The 16745-nt window shown below is 68.0% G+C and carries 9 protein-coding genes and 2 pseudogenes; 7 read left to right on the plus strand and 4 right to left on the minus strand.

The genetic code is table 11. The features are described 5' to 3' along the window. Nucleotides 1-110: 110 nt before the first annotated feature. From AC52GN_RS08755 to lexA, 3 genes are all read left to right on the plus strand, one after another. Nucleotides 111-3332 (plus strand): autotransporter outer membrane beta-barrel domain-containing protein, encoded by a 3222-nt coding sequence (locus tag AC52GN_RS08755; RefSeq protein WP_496526793.1) that lies wholly within the window; start codon nt 111-113, stop codon nt 3330-3332. Nucleotides 3333-3448: 116 nt separating this feature from the next. Then, nucleotides 3449-5545 carry a S9 family peptidase gene (locus tag AC52GN_RS08760; protein WP_496526794.1) on the plus strand — a complete coding sequence of 699 codons (2097 nt, stop codon included), beginning with the start codon at nt 3449-3451 and terminating at the stop codon, nt 5543-5545. A 121-nt stretch (nt 5546-5666) separates the two neighbouring features. Continuing rightward, entirely contained in the window at nt 5667-6371 is a 705-nt protein-coding gene (lexA, locus tag AC52GN_RS08765) for a transcriptional repressor LexA (RefSeq protein WP_496526795.1), read from the plus strand. A gap of 57 nt (nt 6372-6428) precedes the next feature. On the opposite strand, the gene AC52GN_RS08770 is transcribed toward lexA, so the two are convergent. Both AC52GN_RS08770 and AC52GN_RS08775 read right to left on the minus strand, forming a co-directional pair. Continuing rightward, nucleotides 6429-7790 carry a ComEC/Rec2 family competence protein gene (locus tag AC52GN_RS08770; protein ID WP_496526796.1) on the minus strand — a complete coding sequence of 454 codons (1362 nt, stop codon included), beginning with the start codon at nt 7788-7790 and terminating at the stop codon, nt 6429-6431. 205 nt (nt 7791-7995) lie between these two features. Then, nucleotides 7996-8523 (minus strand): annotated as a pseudogene (locus AC52GN_RS08775) (DUF4131 domain-containing protein); the annotation flags it as partial. A gap of 58 nt (nt 8524-8581) precedes the next feature. Here AC52GN_RS08775 and gltX point away from each other — a divergent pair. The 3 genes and pseudogenes from gltX (at nt 8582) to scpC (ending at nt 13141) form a co-directional block, all read left to right on the plus strand. Continuing rightward, a pseudogene (gene gltX, locus AC52GN_RS08780) lies at nt 8582-9998 on the plus strand (glutamate--tRNA ligase). 67 nt (nt 9999-10065) lie between these two features. Continuing rightward, complete coding sequence (gene gltA, locus AC52GN_RS08785) at nt 10066-11367, plus strand: citrate synthase (RefSeq protein WP_291774456.1); 1302 nt, start codon at nt 10066-10068, stop codon at nt 11365-11367. Nucleotides 11368-11632: 265 nt separating this feature from the next. Beyond that, complete coding sequence (gene scpC, locus AC52GN_RS08790; protein ID WP_496526797.1) at nt 11633-13141, plus strand: succinyl-CoA:acetate CoA-transferase ScpC; 1509 nt, start codon at nt 11633-11635, stop codon at nt 13139-13141. 10 nt (nt 13142-13151) lie between these two features. On the opposite strand, the gene AC52GN_RS08795 is transcribed toward scpC, so the two are convergent. Continuing rightward, nucleotides 13152-14024 carry a DMT family transporter gene (locus AC52GN_RS08795; RefSeq protein WP_496526798.1) on the minus strand — a complete coding sequence of 291 codons (873 nt, stop codon included), beginning with the start codon at nt 14022-14024 and terminating at the stop codon, nt 13152-13154. Between the two features lie 103 nt (nt 14025-14127). Between AC52GN_RS08795 and AC52GN_RS08800 the strand changes: the two genes are divergently transcribed. Then, the gene (locus AC52GN_RS08800; RefSeq protein ID WP_496526799.1) at nt 14128-15513 is read left to right on the plus strand and encodes an aminotransferase-like domain-containing protein; all 1386 of its coding nucleotides are present in this window, start codon (nt 14128-14130) and stop codon (nt 15511-15513) included. Here AC52GN_RS08800 and AC52GN_RS08805 read toward each other — a convergent pair. Next, nucleotides 15503-16741, minus strand: coding sequence for a serine hydrolase domain-containing protein (locus tag AC52GN_RS08805; protein WP_452111735.1), 1239 nt, complete (start codon nt 16739-16741; stop codon nt 15503-15505). The two genes, AC52GN_RS08800 and AC52GN_RS08805, sit on opposite strands and share 11 nt — an antisense overlap. Between the last annotated feature and the right edge of the window lie 4 nt (nt 16742-16745).

Consider the following 16745-nt stretch of genomic DNA (forward strand, 5'->3'; position numbering starts at 1 on the left):
GGGCCTTGCATTCGCCTCAAATTCGAGAAACTTGGGGCGTGCGGGCGTGGACCCTGTTAGGAGGGGCGCCTTCAATCCTTGCGCGTGCGACCACGAGGGGTTTCTTACGAATGCGTATTCTGCTCGCGAGCGCCGTTGCGATCGCCCCCCTGCTGGTCGCGTCCGGCGCTCAGGCCGAACAGGTCATTTCGAACGCGCGGACGACGCCTGTCAGCACCTCGACCGCCAACAACGGCGCGCGGGACGACGTGCGGCTGGCCAGCGGCGGTTCGATCGCCGTGACGTCAGGCGCCGCCGTGACGCTGGATTCCAGCAATGACGTGAAACTGGATTCCGGGTCCAAGATCGACATGCTCAAGGCCGCCGACGGCGCCACGGGCATCCTGGTCAACGGCGGCAACACCGGCGACGTCACCATCGGCGGCGCGATCAACATCACCGACTCGATCGAGGAATATAAGGACGAGGACAAGGACGGCGACCTGGACGGTCCGTTCGCCGACGGGACGAACCGTCACGGCGTCCGCGTCACGGGCTCGGCTCCGCTGGTCGGCGACATCCGCATCGAATCGTCCGGTTCGATCAAGGTCGAGGGCAATAATTCCTCGGGCCTGACGGTCGAGGCCCCGTTGACCGGCGACCTCTTCAGCCAGGGTCAGGTCAGCGTCGTCGGCAACGACACCTACGGCATCCACACGACCGGCGACATCACCGGCGACGTCACTATTCTGGGCAGCGTCAGCGCCATCGGCGAGAACGCGACCGGGGTCGCTATCGACGGCGCGGTCGACGGCGCGGTCAAGATTCAGGGCGCGGTCAATACGACCGGCTATCGCTACACCACCCCGCCGCCCAGCAAGCCGACGACGGGCGAGCCGCGCGAGGGCGCGACCTATCTCGAAAATCTCGACGACGACGATCTGCTGCAGGGCGGCCCGGCCGTCCGCATCGCGGGCGACGTCACCGGCGGCGTGGTCTTCGACGGCCCTCCCCCGCCCCTGCCTGACGACGCGACCGAGGAAGAGAAGAAAGACACCGACCGCGACAAGGACGGTATTCCCGACGCCCAGGAGACGACCGCCGCCATCCGTTCGTTCGGCGGCGCGCCGGCGGTGCTGGTCGGCTCAGCCGACAAGGCCATCAACCTGGGCCCGGTGGGAACCGGAGACGACGCCTATGGCCTGATCAACCGGGGCACTATCGAGGCGGCCGGCGTCTACAAGGAGGTCGACGCCACCGCTGTCCAGATCGGCGGCACGGGCCAGTCGGTCACCCTGGCCGGCGGGCTGCGCAACCAGGGCACGATCACCTCTTCGGCGAACACGGGCGACAGCACGGGGGTCCTGATCGGCGCGGGCGCCACTGCGCCGAGCATCGTCAACTCGGGGGCGATTCAAAGCGTCTCCGCCGGCTCGGAAGCCAACGTCGCCGCCGGCGTGCTGATCAACCAGGGCGCCAACGTCGCCTCCTTCGTCAACTCCGGCTCGGTGACGGCAGGGGTCAACGGCTCCAAGGGCGACGCCGTCGCCCTGCGCGATGAATCCGGCACGCTGACCACGATCAACAACACCGGCAAGATCGTGGCCGCCATCAGCCCCGAAAAGGATGTGGCCCAGACCGGCTCGGCCATCGCCGTGGACGTCAGCGCCAACAGCACAGGCGTCACCCTGGTCCAGGACGGCGTGGTCGTTCCCGATCACAAGCTGCCGGACGCCGACGGCGACGGGGTGCCTGACGCCAATGAACCCGCGATCCGCGGCGACATCCGTCTGGGCTCGGGCGCCGATGTGCTGGACATCCGCAACGGCACGGTGAACGGAGACATCTCCTTCGGAACCGGCGCCGACCGCCTGGCCATCAGCGGCGGCGCCGTGGTGACCGGCAAGCTGTCCAATGGCGACGGCCAGCTGGACATCGACATCTCCAAGGGCACGCTGGATGCGCGCCATACGGGCCAGCTTCAGGTCAGCGACCTGAACGTCAGCGCCGACGGCAACCTGATCGTGACCCTGGACCCGGCCAACGACGCCAACGGCGGCTTCAAGGTCAGCGGCAGCGCCGACCTGGCCGACGGGGCGGGCCTGGGCGTCCGCTTCAACTCCCTGATCCAGGACCCGACGTCCTTCACCATCATCGAGGCGGGCGACCTGAACGTCGGCGCCATCGACCAGGACGTGCTGCAGTCCAACTCGCCCTACGCCTTCGTGGTCAACGCCAACGTCGACGAAGCTGCCGGCAAGCTGACGGTCGACGCCCGTCGCCGCACGGCGGAAGAGGCCGGCATGATCAAGGCCGAGGCCGCCGCCTATGACGTGCTCTACGCCGGCCTGGCCGACAATGAGCTGATCCGCGCGGCCATGCTGAACCAGACGGACCGCGACGGTTTCTTCCATATCTATCAGCAGTTGTTGCCCGACCACTCGGGCGGCCCGCTGCTGTCGCTGGCCAGCGGCGTCGACGCCGTGACCCGCGCCCTGACCGGCCGCAACGCCGCCGCGGCGCCGGGCGAGACCAGCGCCTGGGTGCAGGAGATCAACTTCTACGCCGACAAGGACAAGACCGACACCTACGGCTTCCGTTCCGAGGGCTTCGGCCTGGCCGGCGGCGTCGAACGCGGCACCAACATGGGGGCCTTCGGCCTGACGGCGGCCTTCACCTCGTCGGATCTGGAAGACCCGGAATCGGCGGCTGAGGAAGTGCTGTCGGCCAGCCTGCTGGAGCTAGGCCTCTACTGGCGGGCCCAAGGCCAATACTGGACGACCTGGGCGCGCGCCGCAGGCGGCTACGCCTCCTTCAACGCCACGCGCAAGCTAGTCGCCGAGGGCGTCAACCTGAAGAACGAATCCAGCTGGCACGGCTTCACCCTGGCCGCCGCCGGCGGCGCTTCGTACGAGCGCCACTTCGGGCGCCTGAACATCCGCCCCGAGGCCTATGTCGAATATTTCTCGCTGAGCGAGGACGCCCGCACCGAACAGGGCGGCGGCGACGGCTTCGACCTCGATATCGATGAGCGCGACGGTCACATCTTCTCGGGCGTGGCGGCCGTGAACATCGGCTACGGCTTCGGCAAAGACGGCTGGATTCGCCCCGAGGTTCGCCTGGGCTGGCGTCAGAACTTCTCGGTCGACGCCGGCACCACCATCGCCCGCCTGGCTTCGGGCGGCGACGCCTTCACCCTGGACCCCGCCAGCATCGAGGGCGGCGGTCCGATCCTGGGCTTCCGCCTGAACGTCGGCAACGACCTGGGGCTGCTGTCGATCACCGGCGACGCCGAACTGCTGGAAGACTACGTCCGCTACACCCTGCTGCTGCGGGCCAGCTTCAAGTTCTGATTTTTCTTCGGAACACGAACACAAAAGGGCCGCCGGATTCGTTCCGGCGGCCCTTTCCCTATCTTGCCGAGCCCTCTCGCCTTTCTATGATCCCCCCGAACCAGAGGGGGTTTCATATGAACAAGTTCGCCTGGGCGGCCTGCGCCCTGATCCTGAGCGCCCATGCGCCGGCGATGGCCCAGACCGCCGAGCCGTCAATCGCCGCGCCCGCCCTGCCCGCCGTCGACCGCGGTCTCTTCTCCGCCCAGGACCTGTTCGGCATGGAGGTCGCCTCCGACGCCCAGATCAGTCCGGACGGCGCGCAGATCGCCTATGTTCGCCAGACGGCCGACATCATGACCGACCGGATGCGCCCGACCATCTGGCTGATCGACGTGAAGACCGGCCGCCACGCGCCGCTGATCGCCTCGGCCGGCTCGCACCGTCAGCCGCGCTGGTCGCCGGACGGCACGCGCCTGTCCTACATCTCCAGCGCCGAGGGCGGCGCGCCGCAGTTGTTCGTGCGCTGGATGGCGTCGGGAGAATCGGTCCGCGTCACCAACCTGCCGAACACCCCGTCCAGCGTCAGCTGGTCGCCCAACGGCGAGCATCTGGCCTATTCCGTCCTGGTTCCCGGCGAAAAGCCCAAGATCGGCTCGCCGCTGGTCAAGCCGGAAGGCGCCCAGTGGGCTCCGCCGCTGGAGATCATCGACACCGTCACCTATCGCGCCGACGGTCAGGGCTATCTGAAGCCCGGCTTCCGCCACGTCTTCGTCGTCGGCTCCCAGGGCGGCGGCGGGCGCCAGCTGACCCACGGCGACTTCAATCACGGCGGCGGCCTGTCCTGGTCGGCCGATTCCCGCACCATCTACCTCAGCGCCAACCGCCGTCCCGACTGGCAGCGCGAGTCCGCCGACAGTGAAGTCTACGCCCTGGACGTGCAGACGGGAGGTCTGACGGCCCTTACCGACCGCGCGGGGCCGGACAATTCGCCCGTCGCATCGCCCGACGGTCGTCGCATCGCCTACCTCGGCTATGACGACAAGCGGATGGGCTATCACAACACCCGCCTCCACGTGATGGACGCCGACGGCTCTAACCGCCGCGTCCTGACCGGGGATCTCGACCGTTCGGTCCAGTCGCCGGTGTGGAGCCGCGACGGCCGCTCGGTCTATGTCGCCTATGACGACCAGGGCCGCACCAAGGTCGCCCGCGTGTCGCTGGACGGCGCGATCACCACCCTGATCGAAGATCTGACCGGCGACGACTTCGGCCGTCCCTACACCGGCGGCGGCTTCACCGTGGCCGACGACGGCGCCATCGCCTATACGCGCGGCGATTCCAGCCGCCCGGCCGACGTCCACGTCCTGAAGGGCGGCCGCAGCACCCAGCTGACCCGTCTGAACGCCGATTTCCTGGGCGCTCGCCGCCTGGGCGAGGTGCGTCGCGTCCAGGTCGCCTCCTCCCACGATCAGCGCGCGGTCGAAAGCTGGCTGACGCTGCCGGCCGACTATGTCGAGGGCCAGCGCTATCCCCTGGTGCTGGAAATCCACGGCGGCCCGTTCGCCGCCTATGGCCCGCACTTCGCCACCGACAACCAGCTGTTCGCCGCAGCGGGCTATGCCGTTCTGTCGGTCAATCCGCGCGGCTCGACGTCCTATGGGGATGAGTTCGCCAATCTGATCCACCACAACTATCCGTCGAACGACTATGACGACCTGATCAGCAGCGTCGACGCCGTCATCGCCCAGGGCGTCGCCGATCCGAACTGCCTGTTCGTCACCGGCGGCTCGGGCGGCGGAGTGCTGACCAGCTGGATCGTCGGCAAGACCGACCGCTTCAAGGCCGCCGTGGTCCAGAAGCCCGTCATCGACTGGGCCAGCTTCGTGCTGACGGGCGACAACCCCGCCTTCTTCGCCCGCTACTGGTTCGGCGAATTTCCGTGGGAGAACCCGGAGGCCTACTGGCGCCGGTCGCCGCTGTCGCTGGTCGGCAACGTCAAGACCCCGACCATGGTCGTCGTCGGCGACGAGGACTATCGCACCCCGGTCAGCGAGTCGGAGCAGTACTACACCGCCCTGCAGCTGCGCGGCGTGCCCACGGCCCTGGTGAAGATCCCCGGCGTCGGCCACAGCCTGGCCGTCCGCCCGTCCCAGAATGCGGCCCGCATGAACGCCATCATCGAGTGGTTCGAGCGGTACAAGGACGGCGCCCCGACCACGACGGCGCAGTAAGAGCCTGTCCCCGCGTCCGTCCGGCGACGGGCGCGGGCGCCAGCGTGGCGTTAGTTGACTTTTAACCAGAACACTTACAGAACATCACGAACGGTTCACGCCTTGTTCTGGATTCGCCGCCATGCTCACAAAGAAACAGCACGAACTCCTGATGTTCATTCATGAGCGCATCCGGGAGACGGGCGTTTCGCCGTCCTTCGACGAGATGAAGGAGGCGCTGGACCTGGCGTCCAAGTCCGGCATCCACCGCCTGATCACGGCGCTGGAGGAACGCGGCTTCATCCGTCGTCTGGCCCACCGCGCCCGCGCGCTGGAGGTGGTGAAGCTGCCGGAACAGGCGACGACCGCCGCCCCGGCCAAGGGCCGCGCGCCCTTCAAGCCCGACGTGATCCAGGGCGGCGGCCTGAACCCTCGCCCGGCCGTCGCCGAGGCCGCCAACGACGTGCGCGACCTGCCCCTGCTGGGCAAGATCGCCGCCGGCACCCCCATCGCCGCCATCCAGCATGAGCGCGAGCGCCTGCCCGTCCCTGAATCCATGCTGGGCGCCGGCGAGCATTACCTGCTCGAGATCGAAGGCGACTCCATGATCGAGGCCGGCATCCTCGACGGCGACACGGTCATCATCAAGCGGGTCGAGAACGCCTCCTCGGGCGAAATCGTCGTGGCCCTGGTCGAGGGCGAGGAAGCCACGCTGAAGCGCCTGCGCAAGAAGGGCCAGTCTATCGCCCTGGAACCCGCCAACAGCGCCTATGAGACCCGCATCTTCGGCCCCGACCAGGTCGAGGTCCAGGGCAAGCTGGTCGGTCTGCTGCGCCGGTATCACTGAGCCCCACTTCCGCTCATCCCGGCGTCTGCCGGGATGAGCGGGGTTGAGGGTCAACGCCTAATCCGTCCCGCCCCCGCTCCACGGCCGCCGTCCCCGCACCTCCGCCGCCCAGAGGGCGCGCCAGCCGCCCGCCTCATCCCGCCACAGCTCCACCGAGCCGCCGCGCGCATGATCGGCGCCGTCCAGCACCAGCCGCCCCTCGCATGACGGCGGCAGGGCCGCGACCACGGCCCGCACGCTGACCACCTCGGCGCTGCGGCACATCTGATCCATCTGCTCCGCGTCCGGCGCCGCCTTGCCCCACCACAGGGCCAGCGCGTCCTCCCGGTCTTCCGGCGCGCAGAAGGAGCGCTTGCAGGTCCAGCCTTCGCCCGGCCGCCCGAACGCTTCCAGCCCCCGCCGTCGCGACCACAGGTCGCTGGCGAACTGACGCACGGCAGGCCGCATCACGGCCGCCTGCTCCCCCTGCCGATACGCCGCGTTCGCTCCGCCGTCGCCGATCCACACGTCCGGCGGCGCCGGGCGCGGCCAGATCAGCACCGCCGCCGCGAAGGGCAGGCCCACCCATCGCCATCGTCCGCGCCACAGGCACATGAACAGTATGCCCAGGAAGGCGACCGGCAGGGCCGCCGCCGGAGCGCTGGGGATCGCCTGAACCGCGCCGGGCAGGCCCGCCGCCCAGTGACCGATGGCCAGCATGGCGTCCACAGACTTCCCCGCCAGCCACAGGAAGGGCGCGCCAAGTCCCAAAGGCTCCAGCGCCGCCCCCAGCGCCAGGGCGGGCATCATGATGAAGTCCGCCAGCGGCGCCGTCGCCAGGTTGGCGATCAGCCCATAGACGGCCGTACGGTTGAAATGCTGCATGGCGAACGGCCCGGTCGCCATGCCCGCCACCAGACTGGCGGCGCAGGCGGCCAGCAGCCAGCTGCCGAACCTCTGCACCATGACGATAGGCCAGGGCGCGGCGAACTCGCGGATGCGACGCGGCCAGACCTCGACCAGGGCGACCAGAGCCGCCGTCGCCGCGAACGACATCTGGAACCCCGGCGTCACCACGGCTTCCGGCCGCAGGAGCAGGACCACGAAGGCCGCCGCCGCCAGCGCCCGCATCGTCACGGCCTGCCGGTCCGCCACCACGGCCAGGAAGGCGATGGAGGCCGTGACCGCCGCCCGCTCGGCCGGCGGCGGCGCGCCGGAGATGATCAGATAGGTCCCGACCGCAACCAGACCGGCGATCGCCGCGACCTTCTTGCCCGACACGCGCAGCGCCAGCCACGGCCAGGCTGCGACCAGCAGGCGCACCGTGAAGAAGACGAAGCCCCCGACGACCGCCATGTGCAGGCCCGAGATCGACAGGATGTGCGCCAGCCCCGAGATCCCGCATGGCGTCCAGGTCCGGGCTCTGGATCCAGGTCTCATGCCCCGTGGTCATCGCCGCCGCCACCCCGCCCGTCCGCTCGCCCAGACGCGCCACGATGCGCTCGGCCAGGGCATATCTAACGGCGTTGATCCTCATCTCCATCCGCACCCGCCAGGACGGCGGCGCCAGATCGGCGGCGCGCGTCGGTCCCAGGGCGAACAGCGTCCCGCCCATGCCCTGGAAATAGGCGTTGCGGCCGAAGTCATAGGCGCCGGGGCTGGCGGGGGGCGGCGGCGGGTTCAGGATGCCGAAGACGCGGATGGCCGCGCCGGGCGGCGGCGGCGCGCCCTTCACCGTCACGCGCAACCGCTCGGGCGTCGCCTCGGGCGTCAGACCGCGCACCCGCACCGGCGCCACGACGATGCGAGCCCCGTTCTGGCCTGGCGAATCCACGTCCATCACCCACCCTTCGATCTGGGTCGGCGCCATGTCCGCTGGTGCAATGGGCGCCGCCACCGCCTCGGCCCTTAGCTTAGCCACCGCCAGGCCGCCGCTGAAACAGGCCAGCATCAGCAGGCTTAGTGTCGCAGCACGCGGCAGCCCCCGCGCCCGACCGACAAGCCAGAGGCCCAACAGCACCAGGCCCGCCGCAGCCAGCGGCCACGCCGCTGGTTCCTCTTTCAGGATGAAGTAGCAGCCGCATCCCGCTCCGAAACAGACCGATGACCACAGCGGCCAACGATCCGCCTGGGACCGCGCACCGTCGCCCAGGCTGTCAATTAACCGGGCCATAAGGGTTCGCTTCCCCACGGGCGGGCGTATAAGACCCTGCCCTATGGACCCTGCCTCTATGACCTCCCCTTCCTCGACCGTCGTCACCCGCTTCGCCCCCTCGCCCACAGGCTACCTGCATATCGGCGGAGCGCGAACCGCGTTATTCAATTGGCTGTACGCCAAGGGACGCGGCGGCAAATTCCTGATCCGCATCGAGGACACCGATCGCGAGCGTTCGACGGACGAGGCGGTGAAGGCGATCTTCGACGGCCTGTCCTGGCTGGAGCTGTTCGGCGACGAAGAGCCGGTCTTCCAGTTCGCGCGCGCCGACCGTCACCGCGAGGTGATCAATGAACTGCTGGCGAGCGGCCACGCCTATCGTGACTTCCTGACCGCCGACGAGACCACGGCCCTGCGAGACCAGGCCAAGGCCGAGGGCCGCGACTTCGTCTCGCCCTGGCGCGACCGCGAGCCCGGCGTCGACGATCTGGCCAAGCCGCACACGGTGCGCTTCCGCCGCCCGCTGGATCAGGCTGTCGTGGTCGAGGACGCAGTGCAGGGAACCGTGCGCTGGGAGTCCGCATCGCTGGACGATCTGGTCATCCTCCGCTCGGATGGGGCGCCGACCTACAACCTGGCCGTGGTGGTGGACGACCACGACATGGGCGTGACCCACGTCATCCGCGGCGACGACCATCTGAACAACGCCGCCCGCCAGAGCCTGATCTACGACGCCCTGGGCTGGACGCGGCCCACCTTCGCCCACATCCCCCTGATCCACGGCCCGGACGGCGCCAAGCTGTCCAAGCGCCACGGCGCCCAGGCGGTGCATGAGTACGCCGACATGGGCTATCTGCCCGAGGCCATGCGCAACTATCTGGCCCGACTGGGCTGGGCCCACGGCGACGACGAGCTGTTCAGCGACGAGCAGGCCCTGGCCTGGTTCGACCTGACCGGCGTCAACAAGGCGCCCGCCCGCCTGGACTTCGACAAACTGGCCCACGTCAACGCCCACTGGCTGCGCCTGGCCGACGACGACCGTCTGGCCAAGCTGACGCTGGACGCCCATCTGGCGCGCGGCCGCGCGCTGCAGCCGGATGACGAGGAACGGCTGCTGCGGGCCATGCCCTTCATCAAGGATCGCGCCAAAACCATACCGGAACTCGCCGACCAAACGGCATTCGTGTTGCAGGCGCGTCCACTCCCGTTGAACGAGAAATCGGCGGCTTTGCTGCAGGGCGAAACCGGGCTGCGAGATCTCACGACTGCGTGAACGACTGGGACTTTTCCAGAGCTGGGACGTCTTCGCCTTGGAGGCAGAACTTAAGGCTTTCGCCGAGGAGGAAGGCGTAGGCTTCGGAAAAATAGGTCCTTCCATGCGCGCTGCCTTGACGGCGGGCTCGGCGTCGCCCGATATCGCCCGCACGCTTTGCGCGCTCGGACGCGACGAAAGCCTCGGGCGCTTGGATGATGCGCTGCAACAGACTAAGTGATCACCCATAACCAACTCAGGCCGCCCGCCTCCCCGCGCGCCGGTCCAAGGAAGAACAAGGGGCCTAGATGACTGAACAAGCGAAACCCGCCGGCTCGGCGACCCTGTCCTACCAGGACAAGACTGTTGAGCTCCCCGTCCTTTCCGGCTCGACCGGCCCGGACGTCATCGACATTCGCAAGCTGTACGGCGGAACCGGCGCCTTCACCTTCGATCCCGGCTTCACCTCCACGGCGGCCTGCGAATCGGGTCTGACCTACATCGACGGCGATGAAGGCGTGCTGCTGCACCGCGGCTACCCCATCGACCAACTGGCCTCCAAGTCCAACTTCCTGGAAGTCTGCCACCTGCTGCTGCACGGCGAACTGCCGAACGCCGCCGAATTCGAAGAGTTCGAGCAGTGCGTCACGCGCCACACCATGCTGCACGCCCAGTTCGACCGCTTCTTCGAGGGCTTCCGTCGCGACGCTCATCCGATGGCGATCATGGTCGGCACCGTCGGCGCCCTGTCGGCCTTCTATCACGACAGCCTGGACATCCATGACCCGGTCCAGCGCAACATCTCGGCCATCCGTCTGATCGCCAAGATGCCGACGATCGCGGCCCGCGCCTACAAGTACCACATCGGCCAGCCCTTCATCTCGCCGCGCAACGACCTATCGTACGCCGAGAACTTCCTTCGCATGTGCTTCGCCGTCCCGGCCGAGGACTATCAGGTCGACCCGGCCCTGGTGCGCGCCATGGACCGCATCTTCATCCTGCACGCCGATCACGAACAGAACGCCTCGACCTCGACCGTCCGCCTGGCCGGTTCGTCGGGCGCCAATCCGTTCGCCTGTATCGCCGCCGGCATCGCCTGTCTGTGGGGCCCGTCGCACGGCGGCGCCAACGAAGAGGCGCTGAACATGCTGAAGGAAATCGGCACCCCGGACCGCATCCCCGAGTTCATCGAGGGTGTGAAGGCGCGCAAGTACAAGCTGATGGGCTTCGGCCACCGCGTGTACAAGAACTACGACCCGCGGGCCAAGGTCATGCAGCAGTCGGCCTATGAAGTGCTGGCCGCCACGGGCCGCGAGAACGACCCGCTGTTCCAGGTCGCCAAGGAACTGGAAGCCGTCGCCCTGCAGGACGAATATTTCACCTCGCGCAAGCTGTTCCCGAACGTCGACTTCTATTCGGGCATCACCCTGTCGGCCATGGGCTTCCCGACCACCATGTTCACCGTGCTGTTCGCCCTGGCCCGCACCGTGGGCTGGATCGCCCAGTGGCAGGAAATGATGGCCGATCCGTCGCAGAAGATCGGCCGTCCGCGCCAGCTGTACACGGGCCCGACCGAGCGCGACTACGTGCCGCTGGCCCAGCGCGGCTAAGCCGTCGCACAACGCGAAATGCAGAAACGCCGGGGCGAAAGCTCCGGCGTTTTTTCGTGCTCGGTGAGTCATCAAGCCTCGCGCTCTCAGTGAACCGCAAGGCGAGGATCCGGCGATCATGGCGCTGTCCGCCAGACAATCCTACGGCTAACGCCTTTGTGATCACGGCGTGTTACGACCAAAGCCGTATTGGAATCAGGGTGATGCGGCGCCTATGTCCGCGTCGTTCCTTGAGCCCTCCCCGGCTCCAGTCGTCAGGTTTGCGATGTCCCGCGTCCGTAACGCCGCCCTCAAGTCGAAGATCATGTCCGCCCAGGACGCCGCCGCCCTGATCCCGGCCAACTCGACCGTGGGCATGAGCGGCTTCACCGGCTCGGGCTATCCCAAGGTCGTGCCCATGGCCCTGGCCGAGCGGATCGAGGCCGAGCACGCAGCCGGCAACCCGTTCCGGCTGAAGGTCTGGACCGGCGCCTCGACCGGGCCTGAGTTGGACGGCGCCCTAGCCAAGGCGGACGGCATCGAGTTCCGCCTGCCCTACAACTCCGATCCCGTCGCGCGTGAGAAGATCAACAAGGGCGAGATGGAATACCTGGACATGCACCTGTCGCAGGTGGCGCCGGTGGCCTGGCAGGGCTTCCTCGGTCCGCTGGAGACGGCGGTGGTCGAGGTGTCGGGCATCCGTGAGGACGGGGCGCTGATCCCCTCGTCCTCCATCGGCAACAACAAGACCTGGCTGGACCGCGCCGACCAGATCATCCTTGAGGTCAACAGCTGGCAGAATGCGGCGCTGGAGGGGATGCACGACATCTATTACGGCACGGCCCTGCCGCCCGCGCGCGTGCCGATCCCGCTGACCAGGCCGACCGATCTGATCGGCGAGACGGTGTTCCGCATTGATCCGTCGAAGATCGCCGCCATCGTCGAGACCGACAGCCCCGACCGCAACCTGCCCTTCGCCGCGCCGGACGCCAGCGCCACGGCTATCGCCGGGCATCTGATCGAGTTCCTGCAGCATGAGGTGAAGCTGGGCCGACTGCCCGCCCATCTGCTGCCGCTGCAATCGGGCGTGGGCAACGTCGCCAACGCCGTGCTGGCGGGGCTGGCCGACAGTCCGTTCGAGAACCTGACCGCCTATACGGAAGTGCTTCAGGACGGGATGCTGGACCTGCTGGACTCGGGCAAGCTGACCGTCGCCTCGGCCACCGCCTTCTCGCTCAGCCCCGAGGCCGCCGCCGATCTGAACAGCCGGATGGAGCAGTTCCGCGGCAAGATCATCCTGCGCCCGCAGGAAATCTCGAACCACCCGGAGATCATCCGCCGTCTGGGCTGCATCGCCATGAACGGCCTGATCGAGGCCGACATCTACGGCAACGTCAACTCGACCCACGTCATGGGCTCGCGCATCCAGAACGGCATCGGCGGCTCGGGCGACTTTGCGCGCAACGCCTACATCTCCTGCTTCGTCACGCCGTCGACGGCCAAGGGCGGCAAGATTTCGGCCATCGTGCCCATGGCCAGCCACGTCGACCACATCACCCAGGACGTGCAGGTCATCGTCACGGAACAGGGGCTGGCCGACCTGCGCGGCCTGTCGCCCAAGCAGCGCGCGCGGGTCATCATCGCCAACTGCGCCCACCCCGACTATCGCGACGCGCTGAAGGACTATTACGATCGCGCGCTGGAAGGCTCATACGGCCTGCAGTCGCCGCACCTGCTGACCGAGGCGCTGTCGTGGCACCAGCGCTATATCGAAACGGGGTCGATGAAGGTCTGAGCCGGACAGCTCAGGCATAGCGGCGAGCCACGGCGACGCTGGCCACTGTCAGGGCCGCCGCCGCGACCATGGTCCACGGCACGGCCTCGTGCAGCACCAGCCCCGCCAGCGCCAGGGCGAAGAAGGGCTGGAGCAGTTGAAGCTGACCCACGCTGGCGATGCCGCCCATCGCCAGCCCGCGATACCAGAAGATGAAGCCGATCAGCATCGAGAAGACCGAGACATAGGCCAGTCCGGTCCACGCCGGGACGCCGACGGCGCTCCAGTCGGCGGGCAGGTCCAGCGCCGCCACCACCAGCATGATCGGCGCCGACAGCACCAGCGCCCAGCAGATGACCTGCCAACCGCCCAGACGCCGCGCCAGTATGCCGCCCTCGGCATAGCCCAGACCGCAGATGACGATGGAGGCCAGCATCAGCAGGTCGCTGGTCCATGATCCGTCGCCGTGGCTGCTGAAGGCGAAACCGATCACCGTGGCGCTGCCCAGACCGGAGAACAGCCAGAACAGCGGGCGCGGGCTCTCCCCGCCTCTCATTACGCCGAAGATGGCTGTGGACAGCGGCAGCAGGCCGATGAAGACGATCGACCGGGCCGAGGTCATATGCTGCAGCGCCAGGGCCGACAGCAGGGGGAAACCGACCACCACCCCGACCGCGATCACCGCCAGCGACATCAGATCGCGCCGGTTCAGCCGCGCCTGCCGCGTGGCCAACAGCACCAGTCCCGCCAGCGCCGCCGCGATGACCGCCCGCGCGCCCGTCAGGAACAGCGGCGACAGGTCCGCCACCGCCACCCGCGTCGCGGGCAGCGAGCCGCTGAAGATCACCACCCCCAGAAGCCCGCAGATCAGGCCGTCGATGTGTTTCTGTTTCGCCGTGTCCATTCCGTCTTCCTCTTCGCCGCCTGATTGGACTCCCGGCGCTGGCGAAGGCAGCCACAGATCGATACGCTTCTGCCGAACTGTATGGGTTATGGAGCCGGCACGGTTGTCCCGCAGCACACGCACCACCGAGGTCATGGAGGCCATTCGCACCCGTATCGCCGGGCGCAGCCTGGCCCCCGGCGACCGCCTGCCGTCGATCCGGCGTTTCGCCGAGACCATGGCGGTTTCGCCTTCAACCGTCGTCGAGGCCTATGACCGGCTGGCGGCCGAGGGGCTGATCCGCGCCCGGCCGGGATCAGGCTTCTACGTTTCGGGCGCCGCCCTGCCTCCGCTCAGTTTTGCGGTCGATCCCGGCCTGCACGACCGCGCCGTCGATCCCTTCTGGGTGTCGCGCCAGTCGCTGGAGGCGCCGCCGGAGGCCCTCAAGCCCGGCTGCGGCTGGCTGCCTGCCGACTGGATGCCGACCGAGGCGCTGCGCAAGGCCCTGCGCGCCGTAGCGCGGGCGGACGACGCCCTCCTGACCGACTATGGCGGCGTGCTCGGCTCGAGGGCGCTGCGCCGCATCCTTCTGGGTCGTCTGGCGACCGAGGGGCTGCAACTCGGCCAGGATCAGGTGCTGCTGACCGGCTCCGGCACCCATGCCGTCGATCTGACGTGCCGTTATCTGCTGCGGCCCGGCGATACGGTGGTGGTGGACGATCCCTGCTACTTCAACTTCCGCGCCCTGCTGCGCGCGCATCAGGTCCAGGTCGTCGGCGTCCCCTACACGCCCACAGGCCCTGACGTCGAACGGTTCGAGGCCGTACTGAAGCAGGCCTCGCCCCGGCTCTATCTGACCAACGCCGGGCTTCAGAACCCGACCGGCGCCGGCATCGCGCCCCAGACGGCGCACCGCCTGCTGAATCTGGCTGCGGCGCATGACCTCACCATCATCGAGGACGATCTTTTCGCTGATCTGGAGCCCGAGCCCACCACCCGACTGGCGGCGCTGGACGGGCTGAACCGGGTCATCCGCATCGGCAGCTTCTCCAAGACTCTGTCGGCCTCCCTGCGCTGCGGCTACATCGCAGCGCGCGTCGACCGGATTTCGGACCTGGCCGATCTTCAGGTGGCGACGGGCTTTGTCGGCGCCAGTCCGGTGGCGGCCGAGGCCATCGCCCACGTCTTGGCCGGGGGCGGCTATCGCAAGCATCTGGACGAGGTTCATCGACGCCTGGCGCGAAAGCGCCGCGAGGTGATCGCCCGCCTGAGATCCCTCGGCGTCGAACCCTGGATCGAGCCGCGCGGCGGCTTCAATCTTTGGTGTCGACTGCCCGGCGAGATCGATTCCGCCGAATTGGCGCGCGCCGCGCTGAAAGAGGACATCGTCCTGGCGCCCGGCGACGTATTCAGCCCCTCACAGACGGCCAGCCGCTTCATGCGGGTCAATGTGACCCACTGCGACGACCCTCGCCTGATGAGCTTCCTGCGCCTAGGCCTCAGCGGCTGAGCGCGGCAGGGAATGGGCGGCCAAGAGCCTCGGCCATGGCCTGCTGATTGATCAGCAGCACCAGATCGCGCAGGTGGTAGTTGTTGGACAGCACCACCACCGTCACCTCCTGATCCGGCTGATAGGACACCAGGTTACGGAAGCCCGCCCAGCTGCCGGTGTGGTAAATCTGGCGGTCGCTGAACGGCGAAGAGGTCCGCTCGCCCAAGGCGCTGACATACAGGCCGTAGCCATAGGCCCGGTGCGGGCCGCGCCGCTCCGGCATATCGTCCGGCGCATGGTCGGCGATCAGATCGGCATAGGCCTTGTCGCTCAGGATATGACCCTGATGCAGGGCGCGGTTCCAGGCCAGCATGTCGTCCAGCGTCGAATACAAGGCGCCGGCGCCGGCCACCACGCTGACGTTGGCGATGGGCTGCGGCGTCAGACCCGCCGGGAACAGGCCGTAGCCCATGGCCAGGCCCTGGGCGTCGTCGTTCACGTCGGAGCCGGTGTCCTTCAGGCCCTGGGGCTTGAGGATGGCCTGCTCCAGATAGGTCTCGAACGGCTGGCCGCTGGCCCTCGACACGATCTCGGCCGCCAGATTGAAGGCGGCGTTGTTGTAGCGAACCTTTGTTCCCGGTTCGAACTGCAGGCCATAGCGGGCGGAGGTCTCGGTCAGCTCCTGCGGCGTACGATGGGTGACCCGAATACGGCCCCACTCGGCCTGGGCCATCAGGTCCGGAATACCCGAAGTGTGCGACAGCAGATGATGGATGCGCAGCGGCCGCCAGGCGTCCGGGCACGGCTCGATCCATTTGCAGACGGGATCGTCGACCGACAGCTTGCCCTCGTCCTGAAGCTTCAGGACAGCGACGGCGGTGAACTGCTTGGACACCGACGCCAGGCGGAAACGGGTGTCCAGGGCGAAGGGCGTGTCCTGCTCATAGTTCGCCTTGCCATAGACCTGACGGAACAGGACCTGACCGCCCTTCGACACCAGGACCGCGCCGGTGAACTGCTTGGTCGCGGCCAGATGATCCAACCGTTCCTTCAACTGCGGCAGAGCCTCAACCACCTGGACGGGCGGTCGCTTGGGCAGGTCCGACTGATAGACGACAGCCGCCTGGGTCTCCGGCGCGACGGCGTTCAGGAACCAGGCCCCCGCCCCCGCCGAAATCAGGCCGGCGGCGACGAGAGAGCCGAGGAACCAGGGCCTGCCGCCCGCAGTCTTGGGAACGATGAACACGGTA

The sequence above is a fragment of the Brevundimonas sp. SS2672 genome (assembly GCF_059579685.1).